Source organism: Pseudomonas sp. LARHCG127 (genome assembly GCF_052871455.1).
Genome location: NZ_JBIXJT010000002.1, coordinates 284,140 through 300,765 on the forward strand (window position 1 = coordinate 284,140; position 16,626 = coordinate 300,765).

At 65.2% G+C, this 16,626-nt stretch carries 11 protein-coding genes; all 11 read right to left on the reverse strand.

Annotation, left to right across the window (positions count from 1 at the left end; genetic code table 11):
• Nucleotides 1-30: 30 nt before the first annotated feature.
• The 11 genes from ACIPQ1_RS04755 to tagH all read right to left on the reverse strand — a co-directional run bounded on the left by ACIPQ1_RS04755 (nucleotide 31) and on the right by tagH (nucleotide 16,411).
• Complete coding sequence (locus ACIPQ1_RS04755; RefSeq protein ID WP_189656370.1) at nucleotides 31-1,758, reverse strand: formylglycine-generating enzyme family protein; 1,728 nt, start codon at nucleotides 1,756-1,758, stop codon at nucleotides 31-33.
• Nucleotides 1,751-2,947 (reverse strand): ABC transporter permease, encoded by a 1,197-nt coding sequence (locus ACIPQ1_RS04760; protein ID WP_411385961.1) that lies wholly within the window; start codon nucleotides 2,945-2,947, stop codon nucleotides 1,751-1,753. The genes ACIPQ1_RS04755 and ACIPQ1_RS04760 overlap by 8 nt, the downstream gene beginning before the upstream one ends.
• On the reverse strand, nucleotides 2,947-3,663 hold the full coding sequence (locus ACIPQ1_RS04765) for an ABC transporter ATP-binding protein (RefSeq protein ID WP_446533737.1): 717 nt from the start codon (nucleotides 3,661-3,663) through the stop codon (nucleotides 2,947-2,949). The genes ACIPQ1_RS04760 and ACIPQ1_RS04765 overlap by 1 nt, the downstream gene beginning before the upstream one ends.
• Nucleotides 3,663-6,764 (reverse strand): serine/threonine-protein kinase, encoded by a 3,102-nt coding sequence (locus tag ACIPQ1_RS04770; protein ID WP_446533668.1) that lies wholly within the window; start codon nucleotides 6,762-6,764, stop codon nucleotides 3,663-3,665. Before ACIPQ1_RS04770 ends, ACIPQ1_RS04765 begins: the two co-directional genes overlap by 1 nt.
• On the reverse strand, nucleotides 6,761-7,492 hold the full coding sequence (locus ACIPQ1_RS04775; protein ID WP_186710243.1) for a PP2C family protein-serine/threonine phosphatase: 732 nt from the start codon (nucleotides 7,490-7,492) through the stop codon (nucleotides 6,761-6,763). The genes ACIPQ1_RS04770 and ACIPQ1_RS04775 overlap by 4 nt, the downstream gene beginning before the upstream one ends.
• Entirely contained in the window at nucleotides 7,493-8,146 is a 654-nt protein-coding gene (gene tagF, locus ACIPQ1_RS04780) for a type VI secretion system-associated protein TagF (protein ID WP_446533669.1), read from the reverse strand.
• Nucleotides 8,143-11,643: a type VI secretion system membrane subunit TssM gene (tssM, locus tag ACIPQ1_RS04785; protein ID WP_446533670.1), complete on the reverse strand. Its 3,501-nt coding sequence runs from the start codon at nucleotides 11,641-11,643 to the stop codon at nucleotides 8,143-8,145. The genes tagF and tssM overlap by 4 nt, the downstream gene beginning before the upstream one ends.
• Nucleotides 11,640-12,950, reverse strand: coding sequence for a DotU family type VI secretion system protein (locus ACIPQ1_RS04790; protein ID WP_411385965.1), 1,311 nt, complete (start codon nucleotides 12,948-12,950; stop codon nucleotides 11,640-11,642). Before ACIPQ1_RS04790 ends, tssM begins: the two co-directional genes overlap by 4 nt.
• 6 nt (nucleotides 12,951-12,956) lie before the next feature.
• Nucleotides 12,957-14,291, reverse strand: coding sequence for a type VI secretion system baseplate subunit TssK (gene tssK, locus ACIPQ1_RS04795; protein ID WP_411385966.1), 1,335 nt, complete (start codon nucleotides 14,289-14,291; stop codon nucleotides 12,957-12,959).
• A gap of 15 nt (nucleotides 14,292-14,306) precedes the next feature.
• Nucleotides 14,307-14,813 carry a type VI secretion system lipoprotein TssJ gene (tssJ, locus tag ACIPQ1_RS04800; RefSeq protein ID WP_060740022.1) on the reverse strand — a complete coding sequence of 169 codons (507 nt, stop codon included), beginning with the start codon at nucleotides 14,811-14,813 and terminating at the stop codon, nucleotides 14,307-14,309.
• Nucleotides 14,814-14,881: 68 nt separating this feature from the next.
• Nucleotides 14,882-16,411, reverse strand: coding sequence for a type VI secretion system-associated FHA domain protein TagH (tagH, locus tag ACIPQ1_RS04805; protein WP_446533671.1), 1,530 nt, complete (start codon nucleotides 16,409-16,411; stop codon nucleotides 14,882-14,884).
• Nucleotides 16,412-16,626: the final 215 nt, after the last annotated feature.

Consider the following 16,626-nt stretch of genomic DNA (forward strand, 5'->3'; position numbering starts at 1 on the left):
GTCCCTTCCAAGCTCGCTGACAACGAACACTCAAGACCGCTGAGCGTTCGATGCGAGCAATTCCTTCAATATCGCCGCCGGGTCGGCTCGTTTTTGCTGACGATAATCCCCGACATGACGAACGAATAACGTTGCACGCGCCACCAGGCTCTTGCCCAGCACCGGTTTGCGCTCCAATTCTTCCTTGATGCGCTGAAACTGCGCCTGGATCACGGCATCGGTGTAGCGCGTGCCGGTGGCCAGGTTGTCGATGTAGATCGCCACCGCGCCATCCAGCGCGCTGCGGCCGTTGTCGATGGCCGTGGCGAACAGCGTGGCGCTGGCCTCGTCCTTGGCGTCCAAGGCGGCTTGCCGACTGTTCTGCAGATTGGTCAGGCGAATGTTGTAGTTGTTGACGGTCTCGGCCACCAGGGCCGAGGACTGGATCAGGTTGCCCGCCGCTTCCTCGCGCTGCTGGGCGATGAGCGAGACGTTGCGCTTGAGTTCTTCGTTGACCAGGCCCAGTTCGGCTTGCAGGCGCGGATCGACGCTGGCGGCGATGATGCTGTCCAGGCGCTTGGTCGGGTCGTCGGCATCGTCGATGGCGTCGGTCAGCGACGCGAGCCGCCCCTCTTTCTGCCATTGGGCGAACAATTCCTTGTAGCGCGAACGCGGCGCCGACAACGCGCCGACGGCCACGCGAAAACCGGTGGTCTCGTTGCTTTGCTCAGTGCCATCGGCGGTGAACAACGGGTACTCGCGGCGCATTCCGGTGAACAGCGTGCCCTCGCCTTCCAGGTAGTTGCCGCCCTTGACCACGAAGCCGCCATAGGCGCCCTGGCGGCGACCGGCATGCACCAACTGGAAGGATTCCTGGACCATCTCGGCCGCGTTGCCCACCACATCGAACAAGCCGATGGGGTTCGGCAGCTTGGTGCCGATGGGCATCAGCCGGGCCGCCTGGCCAGTGCCGCCGGCGACCTGGTTGAATACCGCCCAATCGGCCAGGGGTCCGTCGCTTTCACTGCCTTCCAGGCGCCGAGGGAACAGGCGCCCTTCCAGGTCCTGACGACTCACAGCTTGGCCGCCACGAGCAGCGAACTCCCACTCGACTTCCGTTGGCAAGCGCACGAAACCCAGCCCGCCGTCTTCGGCGGAGGTGCCGCGACCGCTGACCGGCAGCAGGTCCTTGTGGTATTTCATCAGCCAGGCGCTGTACACCGCCGAGAAGCGCTCGGCCTCGAATTTCGACAGTTTCACCTTGGGCAAACGCCCGGCCACGCCTTGGGGCAACTCGGCTTGCAAGGTTTCGCAGGCTGGCGCCGCTTCGCCGCTGGCCAGTGATTGCGCTTGGGCCATGACCTGGGCGTATTGCCGGGCCGTGACCTCGTACTTGCCAATGAAGTACAGCATCGGCTTGAGCGGCGTCTTGGCGTCGGTCTTGGGCATCAACGGCGTGATGGTCGTGTTCCAGTCCTTGGGCAGGTCCTTGAGGGTGAACTGGCCGTTGATGAAGTCGCGCCGGTAGCCGGAAATGAACGACTGCTGATAGCCCGCCTCGCCTTCGCTGAACGGGTAGCCGAGGCTGATCTCGCGGTCGTCCAGGGTGCCCTGGGCGAGGATGTAGACGTAGCGGAACACCATCTGGCCTTCGCACGGCAGCGGCAGGCTGACGTCGTCGGGCAATGGCTTGGGGTTGTCCAGCTTGTCCGTGGCCTCATCAGCCCATGTCAGGCTGGCGAGGCTCAGCGCCACGGCGGCGCCTAATAACTTATACATCGCGAATTCCTTCACACGCCTGGATGCGCGCCACTCGCCAGCCGCCGCAAGCCGCCGCGACGGCGCTGACGCCGAGCACGGCCACCAGGGCCAAGGTGTAGTGACGCACCAACAGATGACTGGCGTATTCGCCGGGCATCTGTGCAAATAAATAATTCAGGCCTGACTGCGCCAGGCCATACAGGCCGGCACTCAGCAGGGCCGCAAACGTGGCGCTGTAGAGCGCCTGCAACACCACGAACAGCAACAGCGCCGCGGTGGAAACCCCCAACAGGCGCAACACCGACAATTCCCGACGCTTACGCTCGACCGCCGCCAAGGCACCGGCAAAGATCGCCGCGAACGCGCCGGCCAAGGCCAACCCGGCGATGATCCAGAACACGATCGACAGGTTGCGGCTCAACGATTGCACTTGTGCGATGGTCTGGGCCTGGGTCGATACCAACAGGTTCTGCCCGGCGAAATACTGCCGCAGCGGCTCGACATCGCCGAGGCTGCGAGCATACAAGCGAAACGCCGGATACACGCGCTGCCCGGCCTCGCCCACCGCATCGCCCGGCCAGCCGAACGCAGGCACGGCGCGGCCGTCGCGGTAATCCTCCGCCGCCTCCAGCAACGCCAGCGGCGCGAACAGGCCGTCCCGGGCGAAGGCTTCCAGTGGCAGCACCTGCAGCACCTGCACGCGGGTGCGCTGGGCCTCGCTGCGACCGGCCACCTGCCGGCCGAAACTGGCCTGCAGCCAATCCCCCGCCTTGGCCCCGAGTTTTTCAGCGGCGGTCTGGCTGAGCACCACTTGATCCAAACCTTGGGGCACCGGCAAGTGATCGAACAACGGATCGTTGGCCGCGGTGGGAATCATCTCGACCGTGACAGCCGACGCCTCGCTGCTCAAATCCGCCGTGGCGGCTATCTGCCGGGTGCGCGGCAAGGCAAAGGCCACATCACCGCGCTGGCTCAATTGTTCGACGAATTCGGCACTGAAGCGACCGCCGCCCAAGGGGATGATTTCCCGGGTGGCCGGGTCGTTCTGCAAGCGCTCGGTCAGGCTGCTGACCAGGCCGAACTTCAGGCCGAACAGCACCAGCAACGGCGCCACCACGGCCACCAAAGCCAGCACCGAGCAGGCCGACAGCCAGGCATCGTTGCGGTAATCCTGCCAGGCCAGGGAAGCCACCAGCGCGCCGCGCATCAGCAAGCCTCCCCGAGCGTGGCGGTGACACCGCCGTCGGCATCGCGACGGCAACTGATGCGCCGTACCTGCAAACCGCTGGCCCGGGCCAGCGCTTCGTCGTGGGTGGCAACTACGCAGCAGACGCCGTGTTCGCGGGCCTGGGCCACCAGCAACTGCATGACGCGCTCGGCGTTCAGCGGGTCGAGGGCGGCGGTCGGCTCATCGGCCAGCAACAGGCGTGGGCCGTGGGCCAACGCCCGGGCACAACTGACCCGCTGGCGTTGGCCCACGGATAAGTCCGCCGGTTTCTTGTCCAGTTGATCGGCAATGTCCAACTGCCCAGCCAGGCGCGTCACGCTAGCGTCATCCTTCAAGCCCAGCAATTTGCGCGACAACGCGATGTTGCCACGCACATCCAAAAAACCCAGCAGGCCGCCGGTTTGCAGAACATAACCCAGGTAACGGCTGCGCAGCTCGGCCAAGGTGCCCTGTTGCGACGCACGCCACAATTTGGCGATGTCCAGCAGCGAGTCGGCGGGCGTGAAATCGAACTGCCCGGCCTGATCCGGCGCCAACACCAGCGCCAACATATCCAACAAGGTGCTCTTGCCACAGCCGCTGGGGCCGACCACCGCCAGTTGTTCACCGCCGCGCAAATGCAGCCGTGGAATCACCAGGCTGTAGCGCTGGCTGCCGGCGCCCCGGCTTTTGTGCACGGCGTTCAGGGTCAGCATCACGGCAGCGTCGACAACGGAACGCGGTACAAGGCGTCGCCCGGCTCGGCGTCGCCGAAGCGCACCCAGTTGGCGAGGTCGTTGTGGAAGGTTTCGTAGAGGCGGATTTTCGAATCCAGCTCGTCGATGAAATCTTCCTGCTCGGCCACGCTCAAGGACAGCCACAGGTCCTGGGTCATGTTCAGCGACTTGCTGCGGTACGGCAGCCCTTCCAGGTACTCGCCAAGAATCCCGCCATCGGCGAGGTTGCCGCCTTTGCGCAGGGCCGACGGGTCGCGGCTCATGTAGGCACTGGCACTGGCGATTTCCTGGAAGAAATCCTTGGGCGAGCTCTGGGTCTTGCGAGCCGCGTCGACGATCAGCTTCAGCGACTGCTGCAGGTCGTTGAGTTGCAGCTTGGTCAGCATCACGCAGACCTGGAACGCCGGCAGCGCCGGGTTGGTCAGGTCGCGGTCGGCGGTCCAGGCGCTGACCAGTTGCGGCGCCTGGCTGGCGGATTTGCGCCCCAAAAAGTCCATGTGCATCGCGTAGCCGACCGCCGCCGATTTATCGGCCAGGCTCGGCGCGGCGCTGAGCAGCGGCACGCTTTGCGGCTTATTGCTGCGCACCTGGTGCACCAGGTCGGCGAACACCGAGCCGATCTCGTCGACCCGCTCGCCGAATTTGCGCACATCCGCGCCGGGCACCGGAATGTACAGGTCGCCGATCTGCGGGTTGGCGTCGGCGGTCAGGATCCGGTATTGGCTCTGGGCGCCGGCATGAGTTTTCTTGCCCGCGTCGCTGAGCAGGTGCAAGGCATAGATCTTGATTTGCTTGCCCAGCGCCGCCTGGCGCACTTCGGCCTCGTTCATTTGCGTGGCGGCAAACGGGTCGTTCTTGCGCAGGGCGCCGGCGTCGGTGACCAACAGGATCAAGCGCCCGCCGTAACCGGACCAGTCCATGGCTTCGACGGCCTGCATGACCCCGGCGAACGCATCTTCGTTGAACGAATGGCTCGACACCGTCGAGGCCTTGACCTGCCGCGCCAGCTCCATGAAGCGTTGCGGGTCACGGCCCTGTTCGAGGGTGATCAAGGTCTTGGCGACGTATTCCAGGCCCGGGGTTTTCTGGATGCTGCTGCGGAAACCCACCATGCCGAAACTGACACTGTCCAACTCGCCGCGCTCGGCGATGCGGGTTTGCAGTTGATGGACCACATCGCGCACCTGATCGATGTAGGGCTGCATCGACACGGTGGTGTCCACCACCAGCACTACGGCGGTGCGGAATGCATCGGCGTTGGCAGTGGTGATCGGCGTGTTGTTGTTCGAAGCCCTGGGCGTGTTGCCTGGGTCGATGGAGGCGACATTCAGCAACTGCACCGGCTGGCCGTTCTCATCGAGGCTCTCGCGGGAATCGAAGATCGGCAACAGGTAGAACTGGCTCTGCGGCACGGCGCTGGCGGCCGGTTCCAGGGCCAGCACTTGTTGATCTTCCTGGGGGCTCTGCTGGGCCTTGAGCAGCACGTTCTTGGCCGCCGAAGGGTTAGCCAGGAGTTTTTCCACCTCGCCGGGCTGACGCAGGAACATCACCGGCGCACGGCCGGAACGTTCAGTGAACTTGAGCACCAGGCTCTGCTTCCAGTCGCTGACCTGGGCAGCGGGCAACCAGCCGTCGCTGCGCCCATCGGTGGCCGCGCCGACGCGAACCCAGGCGCTGCCATCCACGTCCTTGCGCTGGTACACATACAACACCGAGAACGCTGGCAGCGCCTTGCCCGGTGCGGCGCCCGGCGTCTCGGCGAGTTTCGCCCCTGGCTTGCTGAGCACGCGCTGGAACAGGGTTTTCTTGCCGGCCATCAAGAGCGGACGCTGGCCGCCATCGGCCTCGGTCGCCACGGGGGGCTGAGCCGCAGGGACGACGGGCGGTTTGACCGCCGGCACTTCCGGGGCCTTCGGCGGCTTCACTTCCGGTGGCTTGACCGAGGTGTTCGTGGCCACGGGCGTCTTCACGTCCTTGCCATCGTCACCGGCCAACCACCAATAACCCGCGCCACCCAACGCCAGCGCCACGGCGACCGCAACGGCGGCCAGGGCGAACACCGGACCCTTGCGCTGCTCCGACACCGTCGACTGAGGCGCCGGTTTTATTGGCGGCGGGACAGGCTTGGGCTGTGGTTGCGAGTGCGGTTGTGACTGAGCCGGGCCGCTGGGAATGTCGATGGACATGGGCGTCAGGCCCGCCAAGTCATCCACCGGAGGCGGCGCGACAGGCAGTTCAAACGACAACGGCCGGATCAGCGTCGCTTCCGCCGATGCCTCAGGCAGGTTATCCAACGCCCGCAGCAACGCCGCCGCGTCCGGGAAACGCTCCGCCGGGTCCTTAGCCAGCAACTTGCGCAACACGTCCTGGTAACGGCCGTGATGCACCGGCAACTCCGGCAACGGCTCGGTCAGGTGCGCCAGGGCCGTGGAGAGTGCGTCGTTGCCGGTGTACGGCAGTTTGCCGACGAGGATTTCGTAGAGCACCACGCCCAGGGCATACAGGTCGGCGCGGCCGTCGATGTCTTGCCCACGGGCCTGTTCCGGACTCATGTAGCTGGGCGTACCGACAGCAAAACCAGCCTGGGTGAACTGAGTGCGGTCGTCGAGGGACTTGGCGATGCCGAAGTCCGACAGCACCGCCGTGCCATCGGCGCGGAACAGGATGTTGGCCGGCTTGACGTCACGGTGGACCAGGCCCAGCCCGTGGGCATAACCCAGTGCCGAAGCGATCTGGCGAATGTAGGTCAGGCCCTGCTCCGGCGTCAGGCCCGCGGCGATGCGTTCCTTGAGCGTGCCGTTGGGCAGGTATTCCATCGCCATGTAATACAGCTCACCGACGTTGCCGATGTCATGGATGGTGACGGTGTGCGGATGCGACAAGCGCGCCAGGGTCTTGCCTTCGCGCAGGAAACGCTCGCAGAAAGTCGGGTCGGCGGCCAAGGCGGCGGCCATGACTTTCAACGCCACCTTGCGCTCCAGCGAACGCTGGGTCGCCAGGTACACGCTGGCCATCGCACCTTCGCCGATCGGCCCTTCGATGTCGTAGCCGGGGATGACAATGTTCAAGGTCAAGCTCATGACGGCACCTTCACGACCACCACGGTGATGTTGTCCGGCGCGCCGCGCATCAAGCCCAGGGACACCAGGCTGCTGGCGATTTCACCGGGCTCGTCGTGGCTCAACACTTCGCGGATCTCATCGTCCTCGACGGTCTTGGTCAGCCCGTCGCTGCACAACAAGTAGCTGTCGCCAGGCACCAGCAGCAGTTCGGTCAGCGCCACGTTCAGTTGCGCCTCGACGCCGATGGCCCGGGTGACGATGTTGGCCCGAGGATGCACGCGCGCCTCGGCTTCGCTGAGCAGGCCGCTGTCCTGCAAGTCCTGGACATAGCTGTGGTCCCGGGAGATACCTTCGAGCACGCCGTCGCGCAGGCGATACAAACGGCTGTCACCGGCCCACAGGCACATGCCACGCAGGTCGCGAACGGCCAGCACCACCACGGTGCTGCCCATCATCGTCACGCCACGGTTGGCGGTTTCTTCCCGCACGGCGGCGTTGACCCGCAGCAGGTCGCTTTGCAGCGCCGCGACGTATTCGTCCAGCGAACGGCCCACGGCAATGCCGCGCAGGCTGTCGACGATCAGGCTGCTGACGTAGTCGCCCGCTGCGTGCCCGCCCATGCCGTCGGCCACGACCCAGAGGCCGTTTTCCGGCAGGTCCAGGCAGGCGTCTTCATTGACCTGGCGGACCATCCCGACATGGCTCTTGCTTGCAGACTTGATTGCTTTTCCGGCACTTGGACGCATCTACACAACACCTTCTTGGCCGAGCAAAAATTGCGCAAAATCAGCCGCCGCCGGCAATCCCTGGCAGCGCATCAAACCCGGGGCAATGCGCTCCGATCCCTGGCCCCACCACAGGCTCACACCTTCACAGGCCGCCTCGGCCAAGGCGCTCATGCGCCGCAGCGGGTCGCTGGCATCGAAGCGATGCAGGCTGGCGAAACGGCTGCTCGGCGTGCGCGGCAGGTACATCGGGCTGCCGAGGGTTTCCAGTTGTTCGTTGAACGCCTCGAAACTGGCCTCGACACTCAGGGTGCTCAGCAACAGGTTCTCGACCCGCTCGAACCACTCGTCCGCGCCGCCCACCACCGAGGCCGGGTCCGCGTCGGGCTCCAGCAGCACGGCAATGGTCAGCGGGAAATAACGACCGACCCGATCGATGCTCGGCATCACCACCCCAACAGCGGCGTCCGGGCCACACACCCCCGGCGCGACCATGAAGCGCCACAACGGGCTGACCAGATAGGCGTCCAGCCAGCGCTCGCCGAGGCTGGTCTGGCTGGCGAGCAAACCCGCCGCCAGCCACGAATCCCACGGGCCGATAAAGCCCTGGGGCAAACCACGGCTGACGAAGTCACCGCGGCTGGCCAACTTTCCATAGAAGCCCGGTGTACTCATAGCCGCTCCGGCAGGCTGAAGCCGCTGAGTACCCGGCTCTTGAACGGGTTGAAGGCGCTGTTGGCCCGCAGCTCATAAGAGGCGCTGGCGCCATCGACCCGCAGCCGCAGGTTGAAGCGATCCGGTGAGTTGCCGGCGGTCAGGTCCGATTGCTCCAGCAGGCGGAACCAGGCCCACGGCCCATCTAGGGTGATGCCGGAGCGACCGTTGGACGACGGCGGCATGATCGAGATCCGCACCACGCCAATGCTGCCCGGGTTCGGCCACTGCATGGCGGTCGGGCGGCTCGGGCCGTGGTCGTAGCTCAGTTGCTGGCCGTCGAGGTCGAGCAGGAACTGGGTGATGGTCGAGTCCATCGCCACCGGCTTGAGTTCGAAACGCACCATCGGCTGGGTGCCGCCGGAACGGAAGAACGCGTCGCGGATGGTCGCCGCGCGCTGGAAGGTCTGCAGCACGCCGGGGGCGATGCCGAGCTTCTGCGCTGCGCCCGGCTGCCAGCGCCAGGTCGGGGTCGAGGTATCGACGTAAGGTTGCAGGTACTTGCGGAAGTAGTTGTCCATCACCCCGCCGACGCCGAAGAACTGGCCGAAGTCATCCAGGGTCGCGTCCCGCGCGCTGCCCGGCGACATCGGATAGCGCCCGGCCAGGGATTGGCGATAGATGTTCACCACTTCGCTGGTCCAGGCGGCGTTCAGTTGATTGCGCACCCCGCCCATCATGCTGTTGGTGGTGGAGTTGACCACCGACTTGACCAGGCCCTGCACCAGCGGCGGCTGGCGTTCGGCGTTGAGGCTGACGCGGGTGGCGGCGGCCGAGGCCTGGTTCTTGGCTTCGCCGAGCAAGGCGTCGCCGCTGGCACCGACCATGGCGCTGACCTGCACGTACAAGGCGTTCATGTCCGCCAGCAAGCCGTCGATGGCTGCCGGCTCGCCTTCGCTTTTGCTGACGATGCTGTTGAGTTCGGCGAAGTGCGCGGTGATCGGGTCATCGCTTTGCGCCGGTGCGTTTTGCGTCGCCTGCTCCTGGCCGAGCAAGCTGCCCAGGCGTTCCTTGAGCTTGTCCACGCCGCCTTCCACCGGTGCGCCTTGGGCGGCCAGCAGGCGCTCATCCTGTTGCAGGTCGGTTTCCTTCGCCACCGCCACCAGCAGCTTTTTCAACGGTGAGGTCGGGCCGGAAATCACCCGCAGCACATCGGCGGCCTGGGCCACGCTGGTGATCGGCACGAAGTCAATGTCGGCCAGCAGGGCGTCCCATTGGCGCAGATAGTCCTGGAAGTACAGGCGACGCACGTCGGCGGCCAGGCTGGCGACGTTCTGCTGGTCGGCCTCTTCGTGGCCCAGCACCCATTGCTCTTCGGCCAGGGTGCCGGTCTGGCTCAGGCTGCTGAGCAAGAAACCCTGGCGGTAGCCCTTGACGGTGAAGAGCCCGCTCAAGGGTTCGCCCAATGGCTTGCCGCTCTTGCGGCTGAACACCAGCGCGGCGTCACGCCCGGCGGCTTCGTTGATGCGGAAGTCCGGGATGCCTTCGGGCAGTTTCTGCCGCTTGATCCGGTCATAGACCCGCTGGGCCACCGGCAATTGCTGCAACTGGCGGCGCAGGTCTTCGACCAGGCGTGGGTCAAGGCGCGCGAGGGGCGGACGCCGCTCGAACAGCGCCTGCAAATGCCCGGTCAGGGCCTGACGCTGCTCGGCTGGCAAGTCCCGCGGCAGGCTGCGGTCCCAATCCAGGGCGATCCAGGCCTTGATGAAATCGGCGTCGTAATGCTCGGTGTCGGCGAGCATCAGGTAGGCCTTCAAGCCTTCGTAGAGGAAATCCGAATTGCCACCGCTGTGCAGTTGCTCTTCGATGCGCGTCAGCAGGCGTGGCGCGAACACCGCGATCAGCAGCTTGCGATAGACGCTGCCGGACTCGGCTTCAAGCATGTCACCCTGGTACAGGCCCAGGCCTTCGGCCCAGCTCGGGGCGTCGTCGGCCAGGTGCTTCACGGCGTTGAGCAGCGGCAACACCGCGAGGACATCCCGTTGTGCCGGGCTGAGGTTCTGCACGGTCTGGCCCAATGGCGCGACCTTCTGATCGACCTGGGCGATGTAGGCCTGGTTGGCCCGGTAGCTGACCCACCACAACGTGCTGACCACCAGCACCAGCACCACCGTGGAGGCCAGCACACCGCGAGCGATCCATTTACGCCGACGCTCGACTTTCGGGTCGACGCCCACCAACCCGCGTTCGGCGAAAGCCACGGCGGTGAAGAGTTTTTCGATGAAGTAGCTGCGCCCGGTGCCGGTCTGGCGCGCCAGGTGCTGGCGGTCCAGGTTCATGCTCTGGGCCATGGAACCGATCAGGCGGTCGATCGGGCTGCCTTCCTGGGTGCCGCTGGTGAAATACACACCGCGCAGCAACACCCGCTCTTCGAAGGCGTTGGGTTTGAACACGCCTTCGAGGAAGCTTTGCAGGCAATCCTTCAAGGCGCCGAACTGCTGCGGGAAGCCGTAGATCAGGTCACGCCGCGCCGGGTCACGCTCTTGTTGCAGGCGCTCCACCAGGCGGTCGTTGAGGCGCTGCTCAAGACCGGTGAATTCGCTTTGCAGGTGCGCCAGCGGGCTGTCGTTGCTCTTGCCGTCGTCCAGGGCGAAGGTCATGCCCCAGACTTGGGCGCGCTCTTCCTTGCTCAGGGTGTCGAAATACTCCATGAACCCGGGCACGAGGTCGAGCTTGGTGAGCATCAGGTAGATCGGGAAGCGCACGCCCAGTTGGGTGTACAACTCCTGGATTCGCAAGCGAATCGCCGCGGCATGGGCGGCGCGCTCGGCGTCGCTGCCCAGCAGCAGGTCGGACAGGCTGATGGCGATGAACGCCCCGTCAATCGGACGTCGGGCCCGTTGTTTTTTCAGCAGGCCGAGGAAGCCCAGCCACGCGGCCTTGTCGATGGTCGCGTCGCTGTCCTGGGTGGTGTAGCGGCCGGCGGTGTCGAGCAGGACCGCCTGGTCGGTGAACCACCAATCGCAATTGCGCGTACCGCCGACACCGCGCACGGCACCGGCGCCCAATTGCGCGGCCAGCGGGAAATGCAGCCCGGAGTTGACCAGGGCGGTGGTCTTGCCCGAACCCGGCGGGCCGATGATCACGTACCACGGCAGCTCGTAGAGGTTACGGCGCTCGTCGCCGCCCAGCTTGGCTTTCTTGAGCAAGGCCAAGGCTTCGTCCATGCGCTGGCGCAGGGTTTCGAGTTCTTCGGCGGTGGCGATGCTGGTCGGGTCCGGCGGGGTTTGCGCGGCCAGGCTGCGCATCACTTCGGCGGCCTGACGGCGGGCCTGGATGATGCGGAACAATCGGTAGGCGATCCATACCGCGAACACCAAGATGATCAAGGCCCAGCGCCGGCCTTCGGGCACCAGCCAATCGAGCAGCGGGCCAACGAACCAGATGATCAGGCTCAGGGCGATCAGCCCCAGCAATGGGATGACCCAGCGGGTCATAAAACTGAAAAACGCCTTCACTCGACCCCCTCCGCCAATACTGTGATTTCAACCCGACGATTGCGCGCACGCCCCTCTGTGGTGGCGTTGGACGCCAGCGGCTCGGTGTCGCTGCGGCCTTCGGCGCTGAAGCGCTCGGGCTGGCCGGTCTTGGCCGAGAGAATTTGCAGCACCGATTGCGCCCGCGCTTCGGACAACGCCCAGTTGGACGGGAACCGGAGGGTGGCGATCGGCCGATTGTCGCTGTGGCCGGTGACCAGGACCTGACCCTTGACCTTGCGCACCGCATCGGCGATGCGCAGCATCAATGGCTGGAAATCGTCCTTGATGCTGGCGCTGCCCGAGGCGAACAGTTCATCGCCACGGATGGTCACCACCGAGCGGTCGACGGCATCTTCCACCGCTATGCGGTTGGCGCGGATTTCGTCGGCGAGGAAGCCGGCCAGGCGTGGGCGCTCGATCACTTTCGGCTGCACCACGGGACGGTCGATGGTCTGCACCGGGATCTCACCGAGGAAATGAATGTTCTTGAACACCGGCTCGGCATCGGAGGCCAGTTTCATGCGCAGGCCGAACAGCAACGCCAGCAGCAGGGCCACGCCGATGGCCACGGCGATCCACGGCGGCATGAATTGCGCCAGGCGATCGCGGGCCACGGTGACCCCGCGCCAGTGCGGCGACAGCTCGCGCTCGTAGTCGCCCCGGGCGCTGCGGATCACCGCGCTGGTGCGCTCACGCAACGCTTCCAGTTGGCTGCGACCGTCGTTCATTACCCGGTAGCGCCCTTCGAAACCGAGGCACATGCACAGGTACAAAAGCTCCAGCAGGTACAGGCGCTCGCGGGGGCTTTGCAGGCAATGCTCCAGCAACTGGAACACCTTCTCGCCGCCCCAGGCTTCGTTGTGCACGGTGATCAGCAGGCTTTGCTTGCCCCAGTCGCTGGTGCCGCCCCATGGGGTACTCAACACCGCTTCGTCCAGGGCGGTGCACAAGGCGTAGCGGGCCAGCAACACATCGTTGCGCACCACGCCGGCGGCCTCGGCGCGCTCTTCGAATTGGCGCAGGTAGGCCAGCAGTTGCGCACGCAAACTCGCCGGCGCCGGGTGGGCGATGGTGTTGCGCAGGCGCGTCAGCAGGGCCAGCAACGGACCGGCGGCGCTTTCCAGCGGGTTGAGGCCCTGGGCCTTGCCGGTCAGGACCGGCGCGGCCGGCATCGACAGCGGCGCGGACGCCGGCGCAGGCTGGGGCCGGCCAGGGTCCGGGCGAAAGGGATCGGCGCCACGGCCACCGGGCGTCGGCATGAACTGGGTACGATCGTCGTTGCTCATCGCGGTTTATCCTCGGATCGCCCAGAACGCCAGGTTCAGCCCTGGGAACTGGCCGGCGATGTGGAACGCAAAGCCGCCGGAGTTGCTCAACTGCTGCCAGTGGTCACTGCCCCGGTCGAGTTCGTAGTAGGTGGAACCGGCGTGGTACGGCAACTGCCGTGGCGCCACCGGCAACGGCAACAGGCCGATGCCCGGCAATTGCAGATTGACCAGGTCGCGGATGTGCTCCACCGACCCGACCTTGCTCTGCTGGCCGAAGCGGCTGCGCAGGGTTTCGGCCGGCACGTCGGCGCGTACCACCAGGATGAAGCTGGCGCTGTCGAGCAGGGTCTTGTCGGCCAGCATCGCCACGTGGATGCCGTAGGCTTTTTCGACAATCGGAATCGGCGTCGCCTTGCTGTCGATCAGCATCGACAGGGCTTCGCGCAGGGCCTGCATCACTGGCGCGTAGCTGAGCGCCAGGTCATCGTGCTGGTAAGGCGGGTACTGTTGCGGTCGTCGCCCGGAGGCGGTGAACGTGGAGAACTCCCCGGCCAGGCTCACCAGTTCGCTGTAGAAACGCTCGGGGTGCAGCGGGCTCAACTGGCTCAGGTGCTGGATCAGCGGCTGGGCGCGGTTGACCAGTTGCAACAGCATGAAGTCGGCAATTTCCGAGGCGCCACCGGCACCCGACGCCACCACCCGCCCGGCCAGGGCTTCGCCACGCTGGTGCAACAGGCCCAGCAGTTCGCTGCGGAATGCCGCCAGCGGTTTCGAGGCGATGACGTCCAGCAGCGGCGGGATGTAGTTGTCGTCGAGCACCAGCGCACGGTCGGCGCGTTTTTCCTTGATGCGCACCACGCCGATGGCGGCGTAGTCGCCGATGCCATCCTGTTCGGTCAACAACCGCAGCGCCCGGGAGCCGAGGGCCACCGGCGCGCGGTTTTCGAACGGTGCGTTGTCGTCGCGCACTTCGCAGACCTGGCTCACATACCGCGCAGCGCCGAGGTCTTCGCCTTCATCCACGGTGTCGCGGGCACCGGCACGCTTGAGTGGCAAGGCCAGGTACACCAGGCCATCGCGCAGGTTGTCATCGACGTTCAGCGGGGTTGGCGCCAGGTCATCCTGGGGAATATTGAACGGCGTACCGTCCGGCAACAGGCCCCGCGCCGAAATGATCGCCAGCTTGCCCTGGGCCAGCAGGCCCTGGTCGATCAGCAATTCGGAAAAACCCCAGGCGCCGGCCGACAACGGGCGGCTGCGGGCGTCGATGAGGTTTTCCAGGTAACGGTCATGCTGTTGGAAGTGCTGCGTTCCAATGAACATGCCTTCCGACCAGACCACGCGATTGTTCCAGGACATGGGGGCTCCGATTGCTTATTGGGCAGGGCTGGATGGGGGAACGACGACGGCGCTGCGCACGGCGCGCACATCGAGGCTGATCTGGTATTCGGTGTATTCGCGCGCCGGGACATTCATCACCGTGCGCCACAGCGACTGGTCCAGCTCGCGATAGCCCACCAGTATTCCAATGTGCCGCGTGGCCGGGTCGAGGTCGCGTTGCAGGCTCAATTGCTGGCCGGGCTGGATCAGCACCTCGTCCTGGTCGATCAGGTCGGCGCCCAGCGTGGCCTGGGCCCGTTCGGCCAGGGCGAAATAATCGGAGCGGCCGAAGGTCGCGGCATTTTTCAGTTCGAAAATGCGCACCCGGACCGGGGCCGGTTGGCCGGTGGCGCCGGGGTTGAGGCCGGCAATGGCATGGAAATGCAGCTCGATGGCGGCGGTGTCGGCCTCAGCTTCTTCGGGCTGGGGGTTGGCCGCATCCTTGGCGCACGCCGTCAGCAGAAGCGCGGTGGCGACTGCGAGTAAAAACCTGGGAATCATCCTGCGTCCTCAATGACGTTTGAGCTATCCGTTGTGGGCTTATCAGTATTGTTATTAGGCGACGCCGCTCAACGGCGTCGCTGTCGCGTGCTGTGTTCTTCGTAGGCGCGACTGAACTCACGACCGAACAGGTCCTGGAAATCCTCCTGGGCTTCCCGGGAAATGTTGCTGTAGAGCTCGGTGAACTGCTGCCAGTACTGGGCCTGTCGCGAGCCGCTGAAAATACCCGACAGGCCGCCGGGCTTGGCCATGCGCTCTTCCAGTTGCGACGGCTCGAAGCGCCCCAGCAAATGCTTGATGGCCGCCTCAACACCGGCCATCACCGCCAGCTGGTGGGCGCGCAAGTCATCGAAACTGTCGCGCACCGCCGCGTCCGGGGCCATGAACGCCTGGTTGCCGTGGCGCAACAGCAACAACAGGGCTTCATCGACATTGGGGGCGAACTTCAGCGGGTTGTTTTCCACCGGCTGGATCATCGTCTGCTGGATACGGAATTCACCCTTGAGGCTGCTGCGGGCGCGCAGGACATCGATCAGGCCTTCGACCATCAAGCGATAACTGCGCCCGATGTTTTCCATCTGCGCTTCGGCGTTGGCCTTGTCCAGGCGCAACTGGTCCAGCCCGGCACCGCGCAGGAAGGCTTGCAGCAAGTCGGGCTGGGCAGACTCGGCCGGAGCAGTCGGAGTCACTGGAGCAACCGGGGTAACCGGAGCAACTGGCGCAACTGGCGGTGCGACCGGAGGCTCGACGCGGGTGACCGACGCTTCAGGCACGGGGGCCGGCGGCGGTGTAATGATTTCAGCAAAGATGTCGGCGAGCGGCGGCTGCGCAACAGGCGTCGCGACTGGTTCGACCACCGGCGGTAACGGCACCGGCGGCGGGGCCACGGGCAGCGGGGCCACGGGCAGCGGCGCAACCGCCACCGGCGCAGGCTTGTCGCTGAACGGGTCCCAGTCGTCCGGAATCACCGAGGCGGACGGCGCTATCACCGGCGGCGGGCTCGGCTGGGCAATCGGCGTCGGCGGGCGGAAATTGTGTTGCTCGGCCGGGACATGGTCAGGCTGGGTGGCCGGCGGGACGCTGCTCGGGGCCAAGAAATCGAACAGGTCCGGCAGGGTGTCCATGGCCGACACACCCTGGAAATGCGCAGGCACCTGGACCGGCGATGGTCCGGAAATCGGCGACGGCGAATACACCGGCGCGCTCTGTTGCCCCATCAAGGCCTCGAAACTGCTGGGGGACTCGGCGAACGGGTTGCTGTCGGTAACCGGCAGGCTGAAATCCACGCGGGCCTGGATTTCATAATCACCGATGCGGATCACTTCGCCGTCTTGCAGGGGTTCGCTGTTGCCCTTGCGCAGGCGCACGCCGGCCTTGACCAATTCCACACCATTGGTGCTGTTATCGGTCAAGTAATAACGCCCGTCTTTGTATTGGATAACGCAATGTTTACCGGAAACCAGACGCTCGGGGTCCGGTAATACCCAGTCATTATCGGAATTGCGGCCAATTGCCATCACCCCCTGGTCCATGGACTTTTCAGAACACTGGCCTGGGGTAATTTTGTGATAACTAGTGATAGTCAAACACAGCGGCATCTTGCCTCCTTGCTGAATACTTCGCGCGCGGGCGGGAGTGAGGGTTTGAGGCCCTGACGACCCGCCGGCAACCTTGCCAACAACCGTGGGAACGGCTTTTTGCCAGCATGATTGCTGATCATAACCGGCTTGCGTGACAAAAACCCCACGTCAGTTGCCGCTTCGACCGGTGGGTCGGGCAGGCTGTTAAGCGCATCACAACTGTTACATAGGGC